The sequence below is a fragment of the Stenotrophomonas sp. PS02289 genome (assembly GCF_029960115.1).
Lineage (GTDB): Bacteria > Pseudomonadota > Gammaproteobacteria > Xanthomonadales > Xanthomonadaceae > Stenotrophomonas.
The window spans coordinates 46946-67965 of sequence record NZ_JASCOZ010000002.1 but is presented as its reverse complement, the minus strand read 5'-3'; the positions used below and the strand labels follow the sequence as shown (position 1 = coordinate 67965).

Sequence of the window (21020 nt, the reverse complement as noted above, 5' to 3'; positions counted from 1 at the left end):
CGAGGCCACGTGCTTTTGATCTTCGATGGCCACCGACTCACTGTCGTGGCGGGTCGGGGTGGGCTGGAGGGGGCATGAGCCGCATGGATGCGGCGACTGAGGCTACAGGGACGTACTTGCGCCGTCCCCCGGAACGCCCATCCCGATCCGCCAAACCAGGGATGCCGTGAACCAACAGCTGTTCGCCAAAAACCAACAGCAGCCGGGCAAGCCCGGCTCTACGTAGCGCGTGCAATCGCAGCAGTGCGAACCGGGCGCGGAGCTTCAGCCCAGGCGGTTCAGGGCTTCGGCCAGTTCTTCGGCGAGCGGGGCGTTGAGGACGTACGGGGTTTTGCCGTTGTCCAGCGAGAACTCCAGCGAGGCGGCGTGCAGGAACAGGCGTTTGAGGCCGATCTGGTCGCGAAGGCGCTTGTTGACGTCCGGTTCGCCGTATTTGTCGTCACCGGCGACCGGGTGGCCGAGGTGCTGGGCGTGTACGCGGATCTGATGGGTGCGGCCGGTTTCGATCCGGACCTCACAGTAGGAATGACCGCCACGGCGCTCCAGCACCTTGAAGTGGCTGATCGACTCCTTGCCGATCGCGTTCACCTGCACATGGCGCTCGCCGCCCTGGCGCAGGCCCACGTGCAGCGGCGCATCCACCGTCATCGTCCCGTCCGGCATGCGGCCCACCAGCAGGGTCAGGTAGCGCTTGCGGATGCCCGCGCCGTGGTCTTCACGCAGCAGCGCCTGCAGTTCGCTCAACGCCGAGCGCTTCTTGGCCACGATCAGCAGACCCGACGTGTCCCGATCCAGCCGGTGCACCAGCTCCAGGGTCTTGCCCGGGCGCAGGGCGCGCAGGGTCTCGATCGCGCCGAAGCTGATCCCGCTGCCGCCATGGCTGGCGACCCCGGGCGGCTTGTTCAGGGCCAGGAGGCGCTCGTCCTCGAAGACGATGGCCGCCTCCAGCCGCTTCATGAACGCCTCCGGCGGCGTCGCCTTGTCTCCCTCCTCGGTGAGACGGACCGGCGGCACACGCACCTCATCACCCGCCTCAAGCTTGCGCTCGGCCTTGGCGCGGCCGCCATTCACCCGGACCTGGCCGCTGCGCACCAGCTTGTACACCAGGCTGCGGGGCGCGCCTTTCAGCTGGCCCAGCAGGAAGTTGTCCAGGCGTTGCCCGGCACGGTCGGCCGGAACTGTGATCATGCGCACGCTGGTCTTGGACTCAGCAGACTTTGGGGACGGCTCGGGAACGGTCATTGGCCTTTTATTCTGTTACACTCGGCGGGCGAGATAAGGGATTGATTTCGTTGGAAGTTGTTCTGGGCCAGAAGCCCGGCTTCCTTCGATTCCGGCACAGTGCGCAGCCACCGCCCCCGGGGCGGCCATGTTAGCGGCTCACCGGCGGTCCCGGCCATCGCCGGATGCCTGACACGCGTCTGTGCTGAAAAAAATGACCCTGTGGCGCTCCAGCCTGGCTGACAGCTGCCTCCGGCCCGCAACACCCAAACCAAAAAATGAAGCGCTCCCGCGGCCTGCCGTGGTGTTGAAGCGCTGGAAGCCCAAGCCGCCCTCCCCGCGCATGCGCGATGGGCGTGCAAGCGTGACCAGAAGCGAAACCCCATGGCGTTCCGCGCGGTAGCAGCGCGCGAGGAACGCAACAATGAAGCGAATGCTGATCAATGCCACGCAGGCTGAAGAGCTGCGGGTAGCCATCGTGGATGGCCAGACGCTGTACGACATCGACATCGAACAGCCGTCCAAGGAACAGAAGAAGTCGAACATCTACAAGGGCCGCATCACCCGCCTGGAGCCCTCGCTGGAAGCAGCGTTTGTTGAATACGGCGGCGACCGTCACGGCTTCCTGCCGTTGAAGGAAATCTCCCGCGATTACTTCCAGGCCGGGGTCGACCACAACAAGGCGACCATCCGCGAACTGCTGCGCGAAGGCCAGGAAGTCGTTGTCCAGGTGGACAAGGAAGAACGCGGCAACAAGGGCGCTGCCCTGACCACGTTCATCTCGCTGGCCGGCCGCTACATGGTGCTGATGCCCAACTCGCCCACCGCCGGTGGCGTGTCGCGTCGCATCGAAGGCGAAGACCGCGCCGCGCTGAAGGACGCGCTGGACAAGCTGAATATCCCCGACGACATGGGCGTGATCATCCGCACCGCCGGTGTCGGTCGTGACGCCGAAGAACTGCAGTGGGACCTGGATTACCTGCTGCAGGTCTGGAAGGCCATCGCCGAAGCCGCGCTGACCAAGCCGGCTCCGTTCCTGATCTACCAGGAATCGCGCCTGATCGTGCGCGCCCTGCGTGACTACCTGCGCGCCGATGTCGGCGAGATCCTGGTCGACACCGAAGAGCTGTACGAAACCGCGCGCGAATTCATGCAGCAGGTGATGCCGCAGACCCTGCGCAAGCTCAAGCATTACAAGGACGACATTCCGCTGTTCAACCGCTTCCAGATCGAATCGCAGATCGAAGGCGCGTATGAACGCAACGTCCGCCTGCCGTCCGGCGGATCGATCGTGGTCGACCAGACCGAAGCGCTGACCGCCATCGACGTCAACTCCTCGCGCGCCACCAAGGGCAGCGACATCGAGGACACTGCCTTCCAGACCAACCTGGAAGCGGCCGAGGAAGTCGCCCGCCAGCTGCGCCTGCGTGACCTCGGCGGCCTGGTGGTGATCGACTTCATCGACATGTCGTCGAACAAGCACCAGCGCGAAGTAGAAAACCGCCTGCAGAACGCACTGAAGTACGACCGTGCGCGCGTGCAGCTGGGCCGCATCTCGCGCTTCGGCCTGATGGAAATGAGCCGCCAGCGCTTGCGTCCGAGCCTGGGCGAGTCCAGCCAGATCATCTGCCCGCGTTGTGACGGCCATGGCCGCATGCGCAGCGTGGAATCGCTGTCGCTGTCGATCATCCGCGTGGCTGAAGAACACGCCATGAAGGAAAACACCGGGCAGGTGCTGGTCCAGGCCCCGGTGGAGATCGCCAACTACCTGCTCAACGAGAAGCGCAGCGCCCTGCGCGAGATCGAGCAGCGCCACGACGCGCCCATCGTGATCGTCGCCGACGAGCAGTTGCACACCCCGCACTACGAAGTCACGCGCCTGCGTGAAAACGAGCTGGGCGAAGAAAGCGGCAAGCCGAGCTACCAGCGCGGTACCCCGCGCAAGCTGCCGGTGCACGCCCTGACCAAGGCCCAGCTGAACATCCCGGCCGCCCCGGCAGTGACCCACGTCAAGCACAGCGCCCCGGCTCCGGTGCGCGAAGTGGCCGAAGAACAGGCGGCTCCGGCCCCGGCTCCGGTCGCTCCGGCCCCGGTGGCCGCGCCGGCAACCGGCGGCGTGGTCGGCTGGTTCAAGCGCATCTTCGGCGGTGAACCGGCCCCGGCCGCCGCACCGGCTGCCCCGGCACGCCCGGCCCAGGACGGCAACCGCAACGGTCGCAACAAGGACCGCAACGGCAAGGACCGTCGCCGCGACGAACGCGGCGGCAACGGCCAGGCCCAGGGCCAGGGTCGCAACAAGGACCGCCGCGACGAGCGCGGTGATCGCAACGGCAAGGGTGAGCGTCGTGATGACCGCCGCCAGGAGCAGGCTGCCAACGCCGGCCAGGCCCAGCAGGGCCAGGGCAAGCCGCGCAATGAGCAGCAGCCTAAGCCGCGCAACGAACAGCAGCCGCAGCAGCAACAGCCGAAGCTGAAGCAGCAGCAGAAGCAGAACCAGAACCAGAACGGCCAGAAGCCGCAGCAGAACGACGGCGACAAGCCGGCCCGTCAGCCGCAGGCTGAAGCGCCGAAGCCGGCCAACATCGGCGCGCCGGTGGCGGATGCGGCTGTGGTGACGGCCGCTGCTGTCGCAACCGCCGCCGCCACTGCTCCGGCTCCCACCGCGCCCGCACCGACCACCCCGGCTCCGGTGTCGACCCCGGCCGTGGAAGACACCGCGACCACCGTGGTTGAAGGTGCAGCGCAGGGCGATGCCCCGGCTTCCAACGAGGAAGGCACCGGTGAAGGCGCATCGCGCCGTCGCCGTGGCCGTCGCGGTGGCCGCCGCCGTCGTCGTGGCAACGGTGAACAGGCTGCTGGTGCGGAAGGCCAGCTGGACGACAACGGTCTGGACAACGGTCTGGACGACGGTGACGACGACCAGGACGGTGACCAGGACGGCGCGCAGGATTCGGCTCAGGCCGAAGCCCCCCGCTCCGCCGGCAACGGTCAGTCGCAGCCGGAGTTCGACTTCGACGACGAACCGGGCACCGCTCCGGCTCCGCGCCCGGTCGCCCCGGTTGCCGCCGTCGCCGCCGCTGCGCCGCACGCCGTGGTCAGCAGCCCGGTGGTGACCGCCGGTCACACCGAAGCGAAGGCCGAAAGCACCCCGTCGTACAACGACCCGGTGCCGTTCGTGGAAAGCCCGGCTCCGGTGCAGGCACCGGTCGTGGCTGAAGCACCGAAGCCGGTTGAAACTCCGGTCGTGGTGGAAGCACCGAAGCCGGTCGAAACCTCGGTCGTCGCGGAAGCGCCGAAGCCGGTGGAAACCCCGGTCGTGGCGGAAGCACCGAAGCCGGTCGAAACCCCGGTCGTGGTGGAAGCACCGAAGCCGGTCGAAACCCCGGTCGTCGTGGAAGCGCCGAAGCCGGTGGAAACCCCGGTCGTTGTCGAAACGCCGAAGCCGGTGGAAGCCGTGCAGCCGACCGAGACCGCTCGCCCGGTGCAGGCCAACCTGCTGGACACCGTCGACGCGATCCCGGCCGCCGCCGAACCGGCCGCGACCGACGCCGCTGCCCAGGCCGCTGTCGCCGAAGCCCGTGAGGACATCCCGACCGATGAACTCGCCCCGGCCGAAGCCGCTGCCAAGGTGGACGAGGACAAGGCTGACAAGGCCTGATTCCTCTCGCATGCAGTAAAAAAAACAGCGGCCGAAGGGCCGCTGTTTCTGTTTCAGAAAATCAGTAGTTTTCCGACAGCCTTGTGAAAGTGCTGGGGCTAGAATGCCCAAACCGTCCTGTGACGCACCGATCTGCACCGCATGAGCAAAGAATTCGAGAACTTTGTCCGCATTACCGCCAACCGTGTCGGTTCCCAAGCGACGATCGACGCCGCTCGCGAAACGAAGACCTGGCAGGACAAGCTCGAGGAACTCTACCGAACGGTAGAGCAAAGCCTGTCGCCATTCATCAAGGACGGGACGATCGCGTTCAGTACTGAAACCGTGCAACTGCAGGAAGAGCTTCTCGGCCGCTATGAGGCCAAGGCCGCACGAATCGTACTAGGCAATAGAACTGCAAGGCTCAAACCCGTAGCCACCTTCATCATTGGCGCGCGTGGACGTGTCGACCTTGTTGGCCCGCGAGGAATTGTCCGCATCGTACTCGTACCTGCCAACGCAACAGGATACGCAACGCGCAAAGGCGCGTCCGAAAAGAACGCCCAACCCGATCCGCCAGTGAAAGACTGGAGCTGGAAGTTCACCACGCCACCGCCTCGAATCACCTATGTCGATGTCGACCAGGATAGCTTCCAGAATGCGCTGATGGAGGTGATGGGAGCGACACATGGGGAGTAAGGTCAGTTTTTCGACTCAGGAGCAGGACCTCAGTGCCATAGCTGTTCACCACCAGAATCTGACCAAAGCGGTCTTTCACTACTTCGACAACGAACACGGCGACTACGCCGATGCAACACAAGCGTTCGAGAGCATCGACGAAGCCCGAGGTGCCTGTTTGGCCGAACTGGAGCACTCCAGCTCGATGGCCGCATTGGCGGCCGTGGAGGCAGCGATTCGAGTCGACTTTCTTGAGCGGGTTTACAACAAGCGTAAGGATCCGCTGTCGCGTTCCATGCGTGAGCTTCACCGTGTCAAGGGAAACCGGGCGCGGCTGGAAGAAGAACTACTAGAGCTTTGGAAGTCAAAAGGTGACATTTCACCCGCCATCATCAGCGACGTGCGCGCCGCTCTGATCTATCGTCACTGGCTTGCACACGGCCGCTACTGGCTTTTGAGAGCAGGTCGCAATTATGACTTCACCACCGTATACCAGGTTTCTGAAGCCCTTATCGAAGGGATGGACGCTTACCAGAACACGGCGTAGCTACTGTTCGATCACTTGTGGCGCGAACTGCAATCGCGTCCACACCCCGTAGTGGTCCGACGCCCAGCGCCCTTCCGCATACGGCTCATCGAACAACAGCTTCGCCTCACGCGCCAGCAGTTGGTCCTGCTGGAAGAACACGTGGTCGATCCGGCGCGGCGCGTCGAAGTAATGGCGGTTCAGGGTGCTCACCTGGGCCAACTCGTTGTTCACATGCACGCTGCCGTAGCTGTCACCAAAGCGCTGACGCAACGGACTGAGGTCGCCGGCATCCACCTGAGCGTTGAAGTCCCCGGCAATCACCACCGGCGCATCTCCCGAAGTGCGCGCCACAAAGGCCAGCAGATCGGCGATCTGCTCACCGCGGATACGCTTGCCGGCATCGTCAGAGCGCTCGTTCAGATGCGTGGCGTAGACATTCACCGCCTGCCCGTCCACGTCGATACGCAGATGCCCCACCGTGCGGTAGTCAGTCAGCGGGGCCAGCAGATGCTCATTGCGTGCCAGCACCGGACGCCGGGTCAGCAGTGCATTGCCATAGCGCTTGAAGCGCCCCGGCGGATCAGTGGACACGAACAGATAGTCGTAGCCCAGCTTGCGCGCCAGCCACGCGGCCTGGTTGCGCACATGCGGCTTCTGGATCACTTCCTGCAACGCGATCACGTCCGGTTGCAGCCGCTCCAGTTCGCGCTGGATCACGCGCCGGCGTTCCGGCCAGTCCTCACGGTCGTGGTGGAGATTGAACGTCACCACGCTCATGCCAGCCGCGCCGGGTTCTACCGCCGCTGCGCTGCCGGCCCACGCCAGGGCAAGCCCCAGCAGCCACACCTGCCGCAGCCAACGACCGGCACCGCGCATTACGGTGCCTTGCGTTCGGCGCGGCGCGCGGCCGCCGGAATCTGCACTTCCACCGTGGCCGGCACATGCGAAATACGCAGCTCGCCGTTCACCCACTGCGCCGGCTCACCGTTGATGGTCGCCTCGCCCGGCTCGCCCGTGAACGGCCACGGCAGCACCAGCCCACCCTGCGGAGCCAGCAGACCCGGCTGCACCTGCAGGGTCAGCACTTTGTCGGTGCGGCTGAGCGCATAGCTCAGCTGCCCATGCGGGGTGCGCAGGCCCTTGATCGCCACGCCCTTCCCTTCCAGCCAACGGGTCGGCACACCGGCGGCCAGGACCAGGCTGTCGTCCACGTCGCGGCTGTAGGCAAACATGTCCAGCGCCGAACGCACGAAGTCCGAGGCCACCCAGGCATGCGGCAGGTCACCGACGAAGAACGGTTTGCGCGGGGTGCGCGAGACCACTTCGGCCCACTGGTTCCAGGCCTGCGGCGCGCGGTCCTTGAAGAAGAAATCGGTCGCCTGCCAGGCGCGGTCGCGCCAGCCCAGCCGGACGAAGGCCGCTACGTTGCGCCATTCATACGGTGTGTAGTCCTTCCACTCACGCTTGCCGTCACGGCGCTGCTCGAACTGAGTCCAGTAACGCTGGAAGGTGTTCTCCAGGTACGGTTGCGGCAGACGGCCCTGCTCGCCACCCGGAGCCAGCGCAATGGTGGTCGAGGTGGCATCGAAGTCGCCCAGCTCGGCCGCGCCCGGCAGGTAATCGATCTTGTGCTGGGCCACCGCCGCGCGCAGCGAGGCATCCAGGTCGGCACGGAACTCATCGCGCGAGGCACTGATCTGCATTGCTTCCAGCTTGCCCAGCGCTTCAGCGATATCGGCGGCGTCCTTGTAGCCGCGCAGCGCCCAGAAGTTGTCCCAGTAGGAATGCATCGGCTTGGCCGAATAGCCTTCGTGGCTGATCGACACCGGCATCATCCCGTAGAAGGCCGGGTTACGCGCACGGTTCTCTTCGGTGCGCTCGCTCAGGCGCAGCTGCTCCATGTACTGATACGCGCCCTGCACATGCGGCCACATCAGTTCCAGGAAGGTGGTGTCGCCGGTGTAGCGCCAGTATTCGGCGATGTTGAAGATCAGCTCGCCGTGGCTGTCGTTCTCCGGCACCGGGTCGCTGCCGCGTGCATCCACGCAGCACGGCACCTTGCCGTTCTCGAACTGATACGGCGCATACCAGTTCACGTACTCGCGCACGGCATCGCTGCGGCCCAGCCGCAGCAGCCCTTCCGAAATCATCGCACCGTCGCGGATCCAGCTGCGCGAGTACGAGCGCGTGCCGGGCTGCAGGCTGGGGCCGATTCGTGAGATCAGCATGTGTGCCAGCGCCGTGCGCAGCGTGTCGGCCAGCGGCTTGCCCGCCGCCGGCACCTGCAGGGTCACCTGGTCCAGCTTGGTGCGCCACATCGCCGCGACCTGCTGCTGTGCCTTGGCGGCATCAAAGTCCTTGGGCGTGGTCCAGTTGCCGGTCTGCGGCAGCACCAGTGCAACCTCGCGGGTTTCGCCCGGTTGCAGCGTCCAGCGATAGAGCAGCGCGCCACTGGCCAACCCGGTCACGTCGCGCACTTCGGTCGTGGTCGGCAGCTGCCCGTTGGCCAGATGCATCACCTCGAGCTTTCCGTCAAAGGGGCTGGCAAAGCTGGCATCGGCCGGCTGCACCGGGAACACGCGCGGCTTGCCGTTGACCTCCACCTGGCCGGGCTCGAAGTCCAGCGTGTCGATCCGGCTGAAGCCCCCCACCGTATTGAGGAACTGCCGCGGCGGATTCACCTGCCACGGCCGCACCGCCAGCGCCAGGGTGTACTCATGCGGCACCTTGTCGGGGTTGTGCAGCGCATAGCGCCCCACCAGCTGCGCCGCGTCCGGGCGCCCCTGCACGAAACCGGTCACTTTCAGCCCGGCCTTGGGATGCGTCCAGTCCACGCTGGCAATCGGCAGGTAGTCGTCCTGCAGCGACTGCTTGGTCTCCACATCGGCCCAGCTCACCACCTTCTTGTCCACCACCACGAAGGGTTCAACGCTGAAGCTGGCCTTGGCCACTTCCAGCGCGCCGTCTTCGCCGATCAGCGCCTGCTCCTTGCCGCCATCCAGGCCGAGCAGGGTCCAGTACGGCTGCTCGCCACTGAAACCGCGCGGCACCGACCCGCGCGGCAGGTCCGCACCGACGGATTCGATGAATTCATTGGGGGTGCCGGCAAAATCCAGCGGCTTGATGGCGATGTCACGAATGCCGTAGCGCCAGCTGCGCCCGCCCTTCAGGTCGAAGCGCAGATAGCGTGCCTCGGTATCCGGCAGGGCCAGCCAGTCGCGGTCACCCCCACCGCCGGCGGTGATCTCGCGCACGGTGCGCCAGTCACGGCCATCGCTGGAGGCGCGCACCACGTAACGGGTGGCTTCCAGGCCCGGCACCCACTGGATCACCGCGCCACCGAACTCACGCACCTTGTGCAGGTCCAGACTGATGGTCTGGTCCTGCACCCCGCCGCTGATCCACACCGTGTCCGGCTTGCCGTCCACCAGCCGCCCCTGCAGGGCGGTGGCGGTATCGGCGATCACCGAGGCGGTCAGTGCCGAGGTGTCCACCGGCGGCAACGGCTGCAGGGTCAGCCGGTCGAAGCACACCGTGCCGCGCCCGCCGACCTTGCTGTAAATGGTGAACTCCACCGACTGGCTGCGCGCCAGGGTCGGGTCCGTGTCCGGGCCCCAGGCCTTGTCGATCTGGCGCTTGCGGTACTGCACGCCGGTCCAGGTCTTGGGGAAGCTGTAGCCGGGGCGGTTGACCCACCACACGTTGTCGCCGCTGGCGTCGATCAGCTTGAACTGCAGGTCGTTGCCCGGCGAATCACCGCGCAGCTGGAAGCCCAGCTGGTAGTTGTCCGGATAGGTGATCGGCAGCTCGCGGCGGATGCCGACGTAGCCGGACACCTCGTGGAAGTTGTAGTCCAGGCACAGCGCGCGGCCGCCACCATTGCCGGCCACGCTGCGCAGCGAGCCGCTGACCTGGTCGGAGACCACCAGTTTCCACGCGCCCATGTCGTCGAAGTTGTCCAGCACCTTGACCGCGGCCGGAGCCGCCGGAGGTGCTGCCACCGCCGCCATCGACACCACCGCACCCAGAACCAGACCCACCGCAACGACGGCACGTTTCACCCTTTGACACTCCCCAGCAGCAGACCTTGGATGTAATAGCGCTGCAGCACCAGGAACAGTGCCAGCACCGGAACCACCGTGACCACCGCGCCGGCCATCATCATTTCAACGTCCATGATGTGTTCGCGCGACAAGGTGGCCAAGGCAACCGGCAAAGTGTAGTGCTCCTGGTCGGTCAACACGATCAACGGCCACATGAAATCGTTCCACGCGCCCATGAACGTGAAGATCGACAGGGTCACCAGCACCGGCTTGAGCATCGGCAGCACGATCTGGAAGAAGATCCGCAGCTCCCCTGCCCCGTCAATCCGGGCCGCCTCCAGCAGTTCGTCCGGGATCGAACGCGCGTACTGGCGCACCAGGAAGATGCCGAACACGCTGGCCAGCGCGGGCACCACCACCCCACCGTAGCTGTTCACCAGCCCCAGCTGCTTCATCAGCAGGAACAGCGGCAGCATCGCCACCTGCGCCGGAATCACCAGCGCCGCCAGCAGCAGCTGGAACAGGCGCTCGCGGCCGACGAAGCGCAGCTTGGCGAACGCATAGCCGGCCATGGTGTTGAGCAGCAGCGAACCGAGGGTGATCGCCAGCGACACCCCCAGGCTGTTGATGAAGTTGTTGCCCATGCCGGTGCGGGCGAACAGCTCGTGGTAGTTGTTCGTGGTCACCGACGAGGGCAGCAGCGGCGGCGGGAAATGCGCCGCCTCGCCGGTCGGCATGAACGACACCGACACCATCCACAGCAGCGGGGCCAGGCTGATGGCGGCCAGCACCGCCAGCCCCCCGTTCACCCACCACGCATGCCAGCGCGACTGGCCGATTTCACGACTCATACCAACTGCCTCTTGCGGCCGAAACGCAGCATCACGGTGGTGACGGCCAGGATGATCAGGAACAGCAGGAACGCCACCGCCGAAGCACGGCCGAGGTTCCACCACTTGAAGCCTTCTTCAAACATGAAGTACAGCACGCTGACCGTGCTCTGCAGTGGGTCGCCGCGGGTCATCACGTAGGGCTCTGCGAACAGCTGGAAGTAGCCGGACACGGTGATCACGCCCACCACCAGCAGCACCGGCCCCAGCATCGGCAGGGTGATGTGCAGGAACTGCTTCCAGCGCGAGGCTCCGTCGATCCGCGCGGCCTCGTACAGGTCATGCGGAATCGCCTGCAGGCCGGCCAGGAAGATCACCATGTTGTAGCCGAAGTTCTTCCACACCGCGAACAGCATGATGGTCGGCATGGCCCAGTTCGGGTCGCCGAGCCAGTCGATCGGGTCGATGCCGAGGTGCCCCAGCCCGTAGTTCACCAGGCCATAGCTGGTGTGGAACAGATAACGCCAGATCACCGCCACCGCCACCAGCGTGGTCACCACCGGGGCAAACAGCGCGGTGCGGAACAGCGCCTTGAAGCGCGCCGCTGGGGCGTTGAGCAGCATGGCCGCACCCAGCGACACCGCGATCGACATCGGCACGCCGACGATCACGAAATACGTGGTGTTCCACAGCGACTTCCAGAACATCGGCGTCTGCAGCAGGTCGATGTAGTTGCCCAGGCCGACGAAGCGCAGGTTGGCTCCATCGGCCAGCGCGTAGAGGTCGAAGTCGGTGATGCTCAGCGCCAGCGCCGACGCCACCGGCAGGCCGAAGAACACCCCGATCACCACCAGCGCCGGGCCGGCGAACAGCCAGCCGATCAATGAGCGCTGCTTCATGGCTGCACCTCCGCCTTCGCCGCCTGCTGTTGTTCGAACATCCAGCGGCGTTTCGCCAGCACCTTGTCGACGCGGTCATCCAGCTCGGTCACCGCCTTGTCCTGGTCCATGCCGCCACGCACCACCTTCTCGGTGACGATGCGCATTTCCTGCACGATCCGCTCCCACTCCAACACCTTCGGGGTGGCGCGCACGCGCTCGAGCTGGTCGCGGAACGGCTGCGCCAGCGGGTCATTGGCCAGCGAGGGGTGCTCCCAGGTGCTGCGACGCGGCGGCAGGTCGCCGATGATGGAGTGGAAACGCTGCTGGATGTCCGGCCGCGACAGGAACTCGATCAGCTTCCACGACGCCTCCTTCTGCTGCGAGGAGCGGAAGATCACCAGGCTGGTGCCACCGGCAATGCCGGCACCCAGGCCGTCCGGCCCTGGCAGCGCGGCGGTGCCCCACTTCCCTTCCAGTTCCTTGGGCTGCAGCTTCTTGAACTCACGGATGTTCCAAGGACCGGACAGATAGAACACATTGAAGCCGCGGAAGAACTCGTCCCACACGTTGCTGATCTGGGTTTCGGACATGCGCGGAGCCCAGCCCTGCGCGAACATGTTCTCGTAGAACGCCAGCGTGCGACGGAAGCCCGGGCTGCGGAAATTGCCGCGGGTATCGTGGTCACGCAGCAGCGGGTCGGGCTGCTGCAGGGCGAACGACAGCTGCTGTTCGAATTCATTGATCGGCATCAGCACCGCGTAGCGGTTCGGTCCCTGCATCTTCTTGATGTCCGCCATCATCTGGTTCCATTCGTCCCAGGTCTTCGGCGGGTGGTCATGGCCAGCCTTGGCGAGCAGGTCCTTGCGGTAATACAGCAGGCGGGTGTCCACGTACCACGGCACGCCGACCAGCTCGTCATGGATGACGTTGGTGTCCCAGATGCCCTGGAAGTAATCGGCCGGGTCCACCACCTTCGACTGCGCCACGAACGGCTGCAGTGGGGTCAGCGTGTTGAGTTCGGCGAACTCGGGAATCCAGGTGTTGCCGAGCTGGCAGACATCCGGCAGGCCGTCGGCCGCGAATGCGGTCAGCAGCTTCTCGTGCGCGGCGGTCCACGGAATGTTCTGCACATCCACGTGGATACCCGGGTTCTCCGCTTCAAATTCGCGGATCAGCCCACTCACCACTTCGGCCTCGCGGCCCATCGCCCAGAAGCGCACGGTGACGCCTTCCGGCTCCTTGCGGCAGGCGCTCAACAACAGGCTGCCGATGACCAGCAGCAACAAAGTCACCCACTTGCGGGGACGCGAAATCACGGGCACTGCTTACTTTCCTTGCGGCTGGCTGCGGTTGTTGTTGGCATTGTTCTTCTGTTCCTGGGCCGCGGCCGCACGCGATTCGGCGATACCGATCGAGCGTGCTGCGGCGGCCTTTTCGTCCTTCTGCAGGGCCAGCGGTGCTTCCTCGCCATCCGGGGTCAGCCAGCCGCCGCTGAAGCCGGCGCGTTCCAGGCCGCGACGGATGTGCGGATTGGTCTTCATCACATCCCAGACGAAATCGTTGCGGTAGTTGGCGATCATGGTCAGGATCGGGCCCTGGTCGATGCCGATGTAGTCACTGGCCACCCAACCGCGATCCGGCACCATGCGCCCGGTCTTGATCGGAATGTCGTAGGTGAAGCTGGGGTTGAACGAGTCCAGGAAGCCGTAGCTGGAATACAGGTAGTCGCCATAGCGCTTGTGCATTTCCAGCGTGGCCGGAATCACTTCCTCCGGCGCGAACACCACCGACGAGATCGCCGCGGTCGGCGCGATGGTGCCGTCGTCGAAGTTCTCACGCAGACCGGCACCGCGCGACGAGTAGTGGCGGAACTGGCGCTGCTCACCACGGAACTCCTGGGTGGTGTTCTGCGGACCGTCGCTGGCAGTCAGGCCCCACACGTTCTCGCCGTACTCTTTCCAGTTCATCGGGTTGGCGATGGCGTATTCGCGCTGGGCCAACGCCGCCGAACGGCTGTTGAGGAAGTAGGTGCTGCCGCGTTCGCGCATGTACGCGTCCTGGATGTCGCGGAAGTCGATCCAGACGTGGGTGTACTGGTGCCCGAACAGCGGCCCGAACGACAGGTATTCCTGGCCTTGGAACACGCCCCAGTCGTTGTCGTAGGTGCGGGTCCACACCGTCCACGCGTCCGGGCTGACCGGGTGCGTGGGCGAGCCCAGCGCCAGGATGTAGACCATCATGGCTTCGTTGTAGCCCATCCAGTCGTGGTCGATGAAGCCGCTTTCCGGGAACCAGCCCATCGAAATGAGCGGTGCCCGCTGCTGCAGCCACGGCCAGTCCACGCGCTTGTACAGCGTGTCGGCGATGGCGCGGATCTCTTTCTCGCGCGGGTCGTCACCGGTGTAGTACGACTGCGCGAACAGCACGCCCATCATCAGCAGCGCGGTGTCCACGCTGGACAGTTCCACCCAGCTGTCATAGCGGTGGCCGGTCTGCATGTCCAGGAAGTGGTAATAGAAACCCTTGTACCCGCCCTTGCCGGTGCGCTGCGGCCCGCTGGACAGGTCGCGGAAGAACTTCAGCGTGGTCAGGGTGCGGTCCACGGCCTGGGTGCGGCTGACCCAGCCGTTCTCCACGCCGATCGGATACGCGGTCAGCGCATAGCCCACCGCCGCGATGCTGGCGAACGGGCGCGAAGGATAGCGGTCCGGGCTCAGCCCGTTGACCTCGTTGGTGGTGTCCCAGAAGAACTGGAAGGTGCGGCGTTCAATGTCATCGAACAGCGGCGGCAGTTCCGGTTTCATCGGGCGCGGGGGGGCGTCGGCTTCGATCAGGATCACCGGCGGCTTGGGTTTGGCGGGCGTGGGTTCTGCCTGCGGCTTGCAGCCCGCCACGGCCACTGCCAGCACTGCCATTGCCAATACGCGCGTTGCCTTCATCGTGCCTGCCCTCCTCGGAATACGGTTTCCACGTCAGCATACCGGCCCGTGGAGTGAAATCGTTTACAGCACATCAGTTAAAAAAACCGGTACCGCCCTCACAGGCGGTACCGGTTGCAACACTTAGAAGCGGAAGCCCACTTCGGCCTTCACCTGGCGCGGCGTACCGACGATGTCGCCGGTCTCGTTGTAGCTCGCCAGCAGCTTCCCGTTCGACTTGGTGTAGTTGAAGTTGGAGAAGTTGTCGAAGTTGAACACGTTGATGATGTCGATACGCGCGTACAGCTCGGTATCGCCCGGCATCTTGAACGTCTTCGTTGCCTGCAGGTCCACCGAACGGTAGCCCCAGATCTTGCCACCGACCAGGAACTTGCCATTGCCCTGGGCAACCGCAGCGCCCGGGGTCGGCAGGTCATAGCCGCTGGCCTGGGTCACCGGGTACCAGTCATTGACTGCGGTCGGGGTGGCCAGGGTGATCTTGCCGCCGAAGGTGATGTCCCAGAAGCCGGCATACGAACCGGTCAGCACGATGCGGTGACGCGGCGCGCCGTTGGAACGGATGGTCGGGTAGTCACCGATCACGCCGCGGTCAAACGCGTAGTGCTCGTTGATGTCGCGGTTGTGACGGGCCGTGGTCCAGGTGTAGGCGATCGAGGTGCCCCAGCCGCTTTCCTTGGTGAACGGCTTCTGCGCCGACAGCAGCACCTGGGTCGCACGGGTCTTGATGCCCTGCTGGCCGATGATCAGGCTGCCGAAGCCCGGCACGTTGCAGCTCCACGCCTGGCCCAGGCCCGGCGAAGTACCACCGCACAGGCGCGGGTCGTCGAAGAACTGGCCGGTCGGGTAACGGTTGCCCAGGGTGAAGGCGAACCCGTCATAGGTCAGCGTACGGGCGATGGTGGCGTCGGTCAGCCAGTCGCCGATCTGGTTGCTCATACCCAGGCTGAACTGGTCCGCGTACGGAGCCTTCAGCTTGTTGTTGAGCATGTCCACTTCCAGACCGGCGTTGCTGGTGGAACCCAGCAGTGCCTGCAGGCCCTGGATGTTGCCCATCAGCGCCGGATCCCAGTCGAAGCAGGCCGGCTGGCCGTTCAAGCAGGTACCGGTGGCCGGGTTGCGGAAGTACACGGTCGGCTGCGGCAGGGCCAGCTTGGTGGTTTCCAGCTGCAGGTAGTCGAACAGGTCGCGGTCATAGGAACGACCGGCACCACCGTGGATCACGTGCATCTCGTCGGCATTGATGTCATACGAGAAGCCCAGACGCGGCTGCCAGGCATCCTTGAACGCCTTGCGGTTGTTGCCGGTGCTGATGTAATCGTTGATGTTCAGGCCGCTCAGCGCCAGGGTCTGCGCATAGGTCTGGCCAGCGGCCGCGCGCGGATCCTGCGAGTACAGCGCTGCCACCACTTCCGGCGGGGTCACGAAGTCCAGGTAGCTCGGGTTCTTTTCGTAGTCCCAACGCAGGCCAAGGTTCAGCTGCAGGTGGTCGTTGACCTGCCAGTCATCCTGGATGAACAGACCGATCTGCTTGACCTTCGAGCGCACTTCGCCGGACACGCCGGACACGCCGGTGACCGGCTTCACGAACTGCGCCTTGTACGGGATGTCGGACGGGAAGTCCGGGTCACCCAGGGTGTAGGAGTACTGCGGATTGATCTGCGCCGCGTCGGAGGCGTACAGATCGATTTCCTTGTATTTCGCGCCCATCTTGATGGTGTGGTCGCCGGCGAATTCGATGCCGTTGAGGGTCAGGTTGTCTTCGATCGACCAGCCCTTCTGGCCCTTCACCTGCGCGTCCAGTGCCGAAGCGCCGCCGACCTTGACCAGGATGCGCTCGTCGGTGCCGTCCGGTGCGGTGTAGGTGATGCCCGGACCGATGGTCAGCGGGTACGGATTGTTGAACGAGTCTTCGTGGGTGACCATCAGCTCGTTGTAGAAACGCTCACCGCTGTGGTTCCAGCGCAGCGCGTAACGACGGTCGGTGTTGATGGTTTCCTTGCCGGCCGACGGTGCGGTCTGGCCGCTGAACTGCTGCTGGGTTTCGTCGCGGTCCTGGAAGGTCAGCTCGATGCGGTCGTAGTCGGTCGGCTCGAAGTCGATCTTGGCGAAGATCAGGTCCTGCTCGAACGGCTGGCTGGCCGGGCCCAGGCCGGCAGCGGCGTCGGCCGGCAGCAGACCAACGCGGTCGGTTACCGAACCTTCCGGTGCGATGGTCACCGGCAGGTCGAAGCGCTTGGCTTCATAGGTGACGAAGAAGTGCGCCTTGTCCTGGATGATCGGGCCGCCCAGGGCGAAGCCGTATTCCTTCTCGGCCGAGACCTGCTTGCTCTTGCCTTCCTGGCGCTCGGCCGGGGTCATGGCGCGCATGTCTTCGTCGGTGTAGCGGTAGAACGCCTCACCCTTGAATTCGTTGGTACCGGACTTGGTCGCCGCGGTCACGGCCGCGCTGGACACCTGGCCGTACTCGGCCTTGTAGTTGCCGCTGATGACCTTGTATTCGCCGATCGCCAGCTGCGGGAACGGATTGCCCGCGCTGCCGGACTGGCCGGCCACGCCGCCGCCCTTGACGTAGCTCTTCTGGCCCACGCCGTCGATGTACACGTTGGTACCGTCGGCATTGGTCGCACCGCCGCGCAGCGAGGTGTTGCCCTTCGCATCACGGGTGAAGATCATGCCCGGCACCGCGTCGGCGAATTCCAGGAAGTTGCGCGACACCTGCGGGGTGGTCTGGATCTGCTGCAGGCTGACGGTCTTGCCCACTTCAGAAGTACGCACTTCCTGCAGCAGGGTCGGCGCAACCACGTTCACCGTGTCCAGGTTGGTCGCATTGGCCGTGGAGCCATTGGCGGCGGCACCGCTGAAGTTCAGCGTGGCGGTCGATGCCACCGTCACCGTCACCTTCTGCGACTGGCCATTGGCGACCACGTCGTAGGTGCCCGGGTCCAGGCCCATCAGCGAGTAGCTGCCGTCAGCGCGGGTGGTGGCGCGGCGAACGGTGCCGGTGGCCGTGTTGGTGGCGGTCACTTCGGTGCCGGCTTCGGCCGAGGCAACCTGGCCACGCAGCGACGAGGTGGCCGACTGCGCCATCAGGCTCGGGGCTGCGCCCAGCATCAGGCAGCTGACCAGTGCGCTCGTCAGCAGGCGACGGGCCGGCTGGCGGGTGCGGTGATTGGAATACGTCATGCGAAAATCTCCGGGTGGTGGTGGCCGTCGTTGCGGCCGCCTTTCGTTTTTTATATGACAGCGTGGTTTACGACGTGGTACGGGTACCGCTTGAATCGCGCACGATAAGACGAGGCACAAGCGTGTGCTTGTCCCCTGCCGTTTCCGTGTTGTTGCCATCCATCAACTGCAGCAGACGCGTCATCGCCTTATCGCCAAGCTCAGCGATACTCACCTGCATCGTTGTCAACGAAGGGTGAACGAAACGCGCCAACGGGATGTCATCGAAGCCTGCAAGCGCCACATCCGCAGGCACGCGCACGCCTGCCTGGGCGAATGCATACAGGCAGCCGAGCGCCATCATGTCGTTGGCGGCGAACACCGCATCGGGCAGTGCGCCCGCCGCCAACAGCTCCTGTCCGGCGCGATGGCCCGAGGCCTCATCGAAGTCGCCGGGCAGCTCGATACCTTCCGCGCCATTACCGAAATCCGCAATCGCATCGCGGAAACCGCGCAGGCGTTCGCGTGCATCGAAGTTCAGGTCCGGACCCGCAATGAAGGCGATACGACGATGCCCTGCATCGAGCAGATGGCGGGTCATCGCCACCGCGCCCGCGTGGTCGTCGATGCTCAGCACCGGGTGGTCTTCGCCGGGCAGATAGGTGTTGATCAGCACCGTCGGCAGCGACTGCGGCAGATTGTCGGTCAGGAAGTCCGGGCTTTCCGCATACGGGGAAAGCACCAGCAGGCCGTCCACGCGGCCGCGCATCGCCCGCAGGGCCGCGCCCTGCTGCTCCTGGTCGCCGTGGTAGCTGGACACCAGCAGATGCTGGCGACGGGCCCGAGCCACCTGGTCGATGCCGCGCATCAGTTCAGAGAAGAATTCGCCGTACAGGTCCGGCAGCACCACCCCGACCGTATTGGTGCGGCGGCTGCTCAGGCTGCGCGCGGCCGCATGCGGGGTGTAGCGCAGGCGCGCAGCCACCTCCAGCACCAGCTTGCGCACTGGCTCGGCGACGTTTTCGTGCCCGTTGAGTGCGCGCGAAACCGTGGCTACAGAGACACGGGCTTCCCGCGCGACATCCTTGATGGTGATCGCTGCCTTGTTCACTTCGCCGCCCTCCACGGCTTAGAGATCTGGGCTTGGCGCGGAATGTAAGCGTTTTCAAACCCCGATGTAAACACTACGTTAGGTGAATGTCGCATGCTCGTAACCTCGGCGTGTCTTGTGGGGGACGTCCTGGGACTTGCCAGGACAAGGCAGGACAAGGGTTTCAGGGTTTTGTGACCGGCGTCTCGGCGCGGATGGACAGCGCGTGGATATCGGTGTCCATCATCGTGCCCAGCGCGGCATAGACCGCCCGGTGGCGCGCCAGCGGCAGCTTGCCCTCGAACGCGGCGCTGACGATATGCACATTGAAATGCCCCCGCCCGTCCTTCGCGCCGGCGTGACCAGCATGGCGATGACTGTCGTCCTCGATCTCCAGCAGCACCGGGTCCAGCGCCGCCTGCAGCGCGGCCCGGATGCGGTCTACCCGTTCGGCGCTCATGGCAGCACCTTGCGGAACGGGCGCACTTCGGTGCGCACATAGACGCCGGCATCCACATAGGGGTCTGCAGCGGCCCAGTCCTGGGCGGCGGCCAGCGATTCGAACTCGGCAATCACCACGCTGCCGCTGAACCCCGCCGGGCCCGGGTCTTCACTGTCGATGGCCGGGCACGGGCCGGCCAGCAGCAGCCGCCCCTCGTCACGCAGCGCGGTCAGCCGGGCCAGGTGGGCCGGGCGAGCCTCCAGCCGGGCGGCCAGCACGTCGGTACCGTCATAGCCTTCAATCACATACAACACGGGCAACTCCAGGGGGTGACCTTAACAAACACGTGAATTCTAGCCTGCCCGGCTGGACAGAGGCCCGGTAACGGCTTACTCTTCACTTCATTGCACGTGGCTGGACGCAGCAGCCCCGTCGGTTCCGGCCTGTTTGCCCACCGATGACCGACCCGCTGCCCCACACCGGTACACGTAGACGACCTCCTTGTAGTTACGTCGCTGCCCCATGCGGCGCGCCCTGCTGTTTGTAGTGTGGAAACCACGCCGGTTCTGGCGTGCCATGCCGCTCATGTTCCTGCTGTCCGGCCCGGCCGGTGGCGGACGTGGTCCGGCCAACGGTCCGATGCAATCCTGACATCACGCTTGATGACTTCCGAACTCGCGTCCGACGCGAACCCGCAAACCCGGCCGACCGCCCCGCAGCAGCAGGAAATGCCGCTGGCCGTGGTGCATGGGCAGCCGGTGCTGCAGATTCCGCAGGACCTGTACATTCCGCCGGATGCACTGGAAGTCATCCTGGATGCGTTTGAAGGCCCGCTCGATCTGCTGCTGTACCTGATCCGCCGGCAGAACCTGGACATTCTGGACATCCCCGTCGCCGAGATCACCCGGCAGTACGTGGAATACATCAATGTGATGCAGGAGCTGCGCTTCGAGCTGGCCGCCGAGTATCTGGTGATGGCGGCGATCCTGGCCGAAGTGAAGTCGCGCATGCTGCTGCCGCGGCCGCCCAGCGCCGAAGGCGAGGAAGCCGACCCGCGTGCGGAGCTGGTGCGCCGGCTGCAGGAGTACGAACGTTTCAAGCAGGCCGCCGAAGATATCGACGCCCTGCCCCGCCAGGACCGCGACACCAGCCTGGCCCATGCCTTCGTGCCCGACCGGGCCGCGGTGAAGCTGCCGCCACCGGTGGATCTGAAGGAGATGCTGCTGGCCCTGCACGACGTGCTCAAGCGCGCCGAGCTGTTCACCGGCCACGCCATCAAGCGCGAGGCGCTGAGTGTGCGCCAGCGCATGGGCGATGTGCTGGGCCGCCTGGAAGACGGCAGGTTCTACCGTTTTGAAACGCTGTTCACCGCCGAGGAAGGCAAGCTCGGCGTGCTGGTGACCTTCCTGGCCCTGCTGGAACTGGCCAAGGAGCAGCTGCTGGACATCGTGCAGGAAGCCCCGCTGGCCCCGATCTACGTCAAGTCGCTGGCCCTGGGCAACACCAACGAACCGCTGCAGTTCAACAGCGAGTTCGACGACAACGACGCCGCCAACGAAACCGAGTGA

At 65.2% G+C, this 21020-nt stretch carries 15 protein-coding genes; 4 read left to right on the top strand and 11 right to left on the bottom strand.

What is annotated here, in order from left to right:
- Nucleotides 1-264: 264 nt before the first annotated feature.
- Nucleotides 265-1188 carry an RluA family pseudouridine synthase gene (locus QMX83_RS00620; protein WP_282294784.1) on the bottom strand — a complete coding sequence of 308 codons (924 nt, stop codon included), beginning with the start codon at nt 1186-1188 and terminating at the stop codon, nt 265-267.
- 466 nt (nt 1189-1654) lie between these two features.
- Between QMX83_RS00620 and QMX83_RS00615 the strand changes: the two genes are divergently transcribed.
- The 3 genes from QMX83_RS00615 to QMX83_RS00605 all read left to right on the top strand — a co-directional run bounded on the left by QMX83_RS00615 (nt 1655) and on the right by QMX83_RS00605 (nt 6083).
- Nucleotides 1655-4879: an Rne/Rng family ribonuclease gene (locus tag QMX83_RS00615; protein WP_282294789.1), complete on the top strand. Its 3225-nt coding sequence runs from the start codon at nt 1655-1657 to the stop codon at nt 4877-4879.
- A gap of 141 nt (nt 4880-5020) precedes the next feature.
- A complete protein-coding gene (locus tag QMX83_RS00610; protein ID WP_282294783.1) occupies nt 5021-5557 on the top strand; it encodes a hypothetical protein in 537 nt (178 codons plus the stop codon).
- Nucleotides 5547-6083, top strand: coding sequence for a hypothetical protein (locus QMX83_RS00605; RefSeq protein ID WP_282294782.1), 537 nt, complete (start codon nt 5547-5549; stop codon nt 6081-6083). The genes QMX83_RS00610 and QMX83_RS00605 overlap by 11 nt, the downstream gene beginning before the upstream one ends.
- Here the strand turns inward: QMX83_RS00605 and QMX83_RS00600 are convergent, their stop codons facing one another.
- From QMX83_RS00600 to QMX83_RS00555, 10 genes are all read right to left on the bottom strand, one after another.
- The gene (locus tag QMX83_RS00600) at nt 6084-6941 is read right to left on the bottom strand and encodes an endonuclease/exonuclease/phosphatase family protein (RefSeq protein WP_282294781.1); all 858 of its coding nucleotides are present in this window, start codon (nt 6939-6941) and stop codon (nt 6084-6086) included.
- Nucleotides 6941-10075 (bottom strand): discoidin domain-containing protein, encoded by a 3135-nt coding sequence (locus QMX83_RS00595; protein ID WP_282294788.1) that lies wholly within the window; start codon nt 10073-10075, stop codon nt 6941-6943. The genes QMX83_RS00600 and QMX83_RS00595 overlap by 1 nt, the downstream gene beginning before the upstream one ends.
- 47 nt (nt 10076-10122) lie before the next feature.
- The gene (locus QMX83_RS00590; RefSeq protein WP_125361206.1) at nt 10123-10959 is read right to left on the bottom strand and encodes a carbohydrate ABC transporter permease; all 837 of its coding nucleotides are present in this window, start codon (nt 10957-10959) and stop codon (nt 10123-10125) included.
- Nucleotides 10956-11837 carry a sugar ABC transporter permease gene (locus QMX83_RS00585; RefSeq protein WP_282294780.1) on the bottom strand — a complete coding sequence of 294 codons (882 nt, stop codon included), beginning with the start codon at nt 11835-11837 and terminating at the stop codon, nt 10956-10958. The genes QMX83_RS00590 and QMX83_RS00585 overlap by 4 nt, the downstream gene beginning before the upstream one ends.
- Nucleotides 11834-13111, bottom strand: a complete 1278-nt coding sequence (locus QMX83_RS00580) for a sugar ABC transporter substrate-binding protein (RefSeq protein ID WP_282294787.1) — start codon at nt 13109-13111, stop codon at nt 11834-11836. Before QMX83_RS00580 ends, QMX83_RS00585 begins: the two co-directional genes overlap by 4 nt.
- A gap of 33 nt (nt 13112-13144) precedes the next feature.
- The gene (locus QMX83_RS00575; RefSeq protein WP_282294779.1) at nt 13145-14758 is read right to left on the bottom strand and encodes a glucoamylase family protein; all 1614 of its coding nucleotides are present in this window, start codon (nt 14756-14758) and stop codon (nt 13145-13147) included.
- A 123-nt stretch (nt 14759-14881) separates the two neighbouring features.
- Nucleotides 14882-17941 carry a TonB-dependent receptor gene (locus QMX83_RS00570; RefSeq protein WP_282294778.1) on the bottom strand — a complete coding sequence of 1020 codons (3060 nt, stop codon included), beginning with the start codon at nt 17939-17941 and terminating at the stop codon, nt 14882-14884.
- A gap of 67 nt (nt 17942-18008) precedes the next feature.
- Nucleotides 18009-19046, bottom strand: a complete 1038-nt coding sequence (locus tag QMX83_RS00565) for a LacI family DNA-binding transcriptional regulator (protein WP_282294777.1) — start codon at nt 19044-19046, stop codon at nt 18009-18011.
- 148 nt (nt 19047-19194) lie between these two features.
- Nucleotides 19195-19470 (bottom strand): BolA family protein, encoded by a 276-nt coding sequence (locus tag QMX83_RS00560; RefSeq protein WP_282294776.1) that lies wholly within the window; start codon nt 19468-19470, stop codon nt 19195-19197.
- On the bottom strand, nt 19467-19766 hold the full coding sequence (locus QMX83_RS00555) for a YciI family protein (RefSeq protein ID WP_282294775.1): 300 nt from the start codon (nt 19764-19766) through the stop codon (nt 19467-19469). The genes QMX83_RS00560 and QMX83_RS00555 overlap by 4 nt, the downstream gene beginning before the upstream one ends.
- Before the next feature lie 348 nt (nt 19767-20114).
- Here QMX83_RS00555 and QMX83_RS00550 point away from each other — a divergent pair, with 348 nt between their 5' ends.
- Nucleotides 20115-21020, top strand: coding sequence for a ScpA family protein (locus tag QMX83_RS00550; protein WP_125361199.1), 906 nt, complete (start codon nt 20115-20117; stop codon nt 21018-21020).

Bases quoted from the DNA above. Each gene is read 5' to 3' on its own strand.
- QMX83_RS00605 (WP_282294782.1), top strand. From the start codon at position 5,547: ATGGGGAGTAAGGTCAGTTTTTCGACTCAGGAGCAGGACCTCAGTGCC.
- QMX83_RS00590 (WP_125361206.1), bottom strand. From the start codon at position 10,959: ATGAGTCGTGAAATCGGCCAGTCGCGCTGGCATGCGTGGTGGGTGAAC.
- QMX83_RS00560 (WP_282294776.1), bottom strand. From the start codon at position 19,470: ATGAGCGCCGAACGGGTAGACCGCATCCGGGCCGCGCTGCAGGCGGCG.
- QMX83_RS00585 (WP_282294780.1), bottom strand. From the start codon at position 11,837: ATGAAGCAGCGCTCATTGATCGGCTGGCTGTTCGCCGGCCCGGCGCTG.
- QMX83_RS00615 (WP_282294789.1), top strand. From the start codon at position 1,655: ATGCTGATCAATGCCACGCAGGCTGAAGAGCTGCGGGTAGCCATCGTG.
- QMX83_RS00550 (WP_125361199.1), top strand. From the start codon at position 20,115: ATGACTTCCGAACTCGCGTCCGACGCGAACCCGCAAACCCGGCCGACC.
- QMX83_RS00575 (WP_282294779.1), bottom strand. From the start codon at position 14,758: ATGAAGGCAACGCGCGTATTGGCAATGGCAGTGCTGGCAGTGGCCGTG.
- QMX83_RS00570 (WP_282294778.1), bottom strand. From the start codon at position 17,941: ATGACGTATTCCAATCACCGCACCCGCCAGCCGGCCCGTCGCCTGCTG.
- QMX83_RS00610 (WP_282294783.1), top strand. From the start codon at position 5,021: ATGAGCAAAGAATTCGAGAACTTTGTCCGCATTACCGCCAACCGTGTC.
- QMX83_RS00595 (WP_282294788.1), bottom strand. From the start codon at position 10,075: ATGGCGGCGGTGGCAGCACCTCCGGCGGCTCCGGCCGCGGTCAAGGTG.
- QMX83_RS00620 (WP_282294784.1), bottom strand. From the start codon at position 1,188: ATGATCACAGTTCCGGCCGACCGTGCCGGGCAACGCCTGGACAACTTC.
- QMX83_RS00600 (WP_282294781.1), bottom strand. From the start codon at position 6,941: ATGCGCGGTGCCGGTCGTTGGCTGCGGCAGGTGTGGCTGCTGGGGCTT.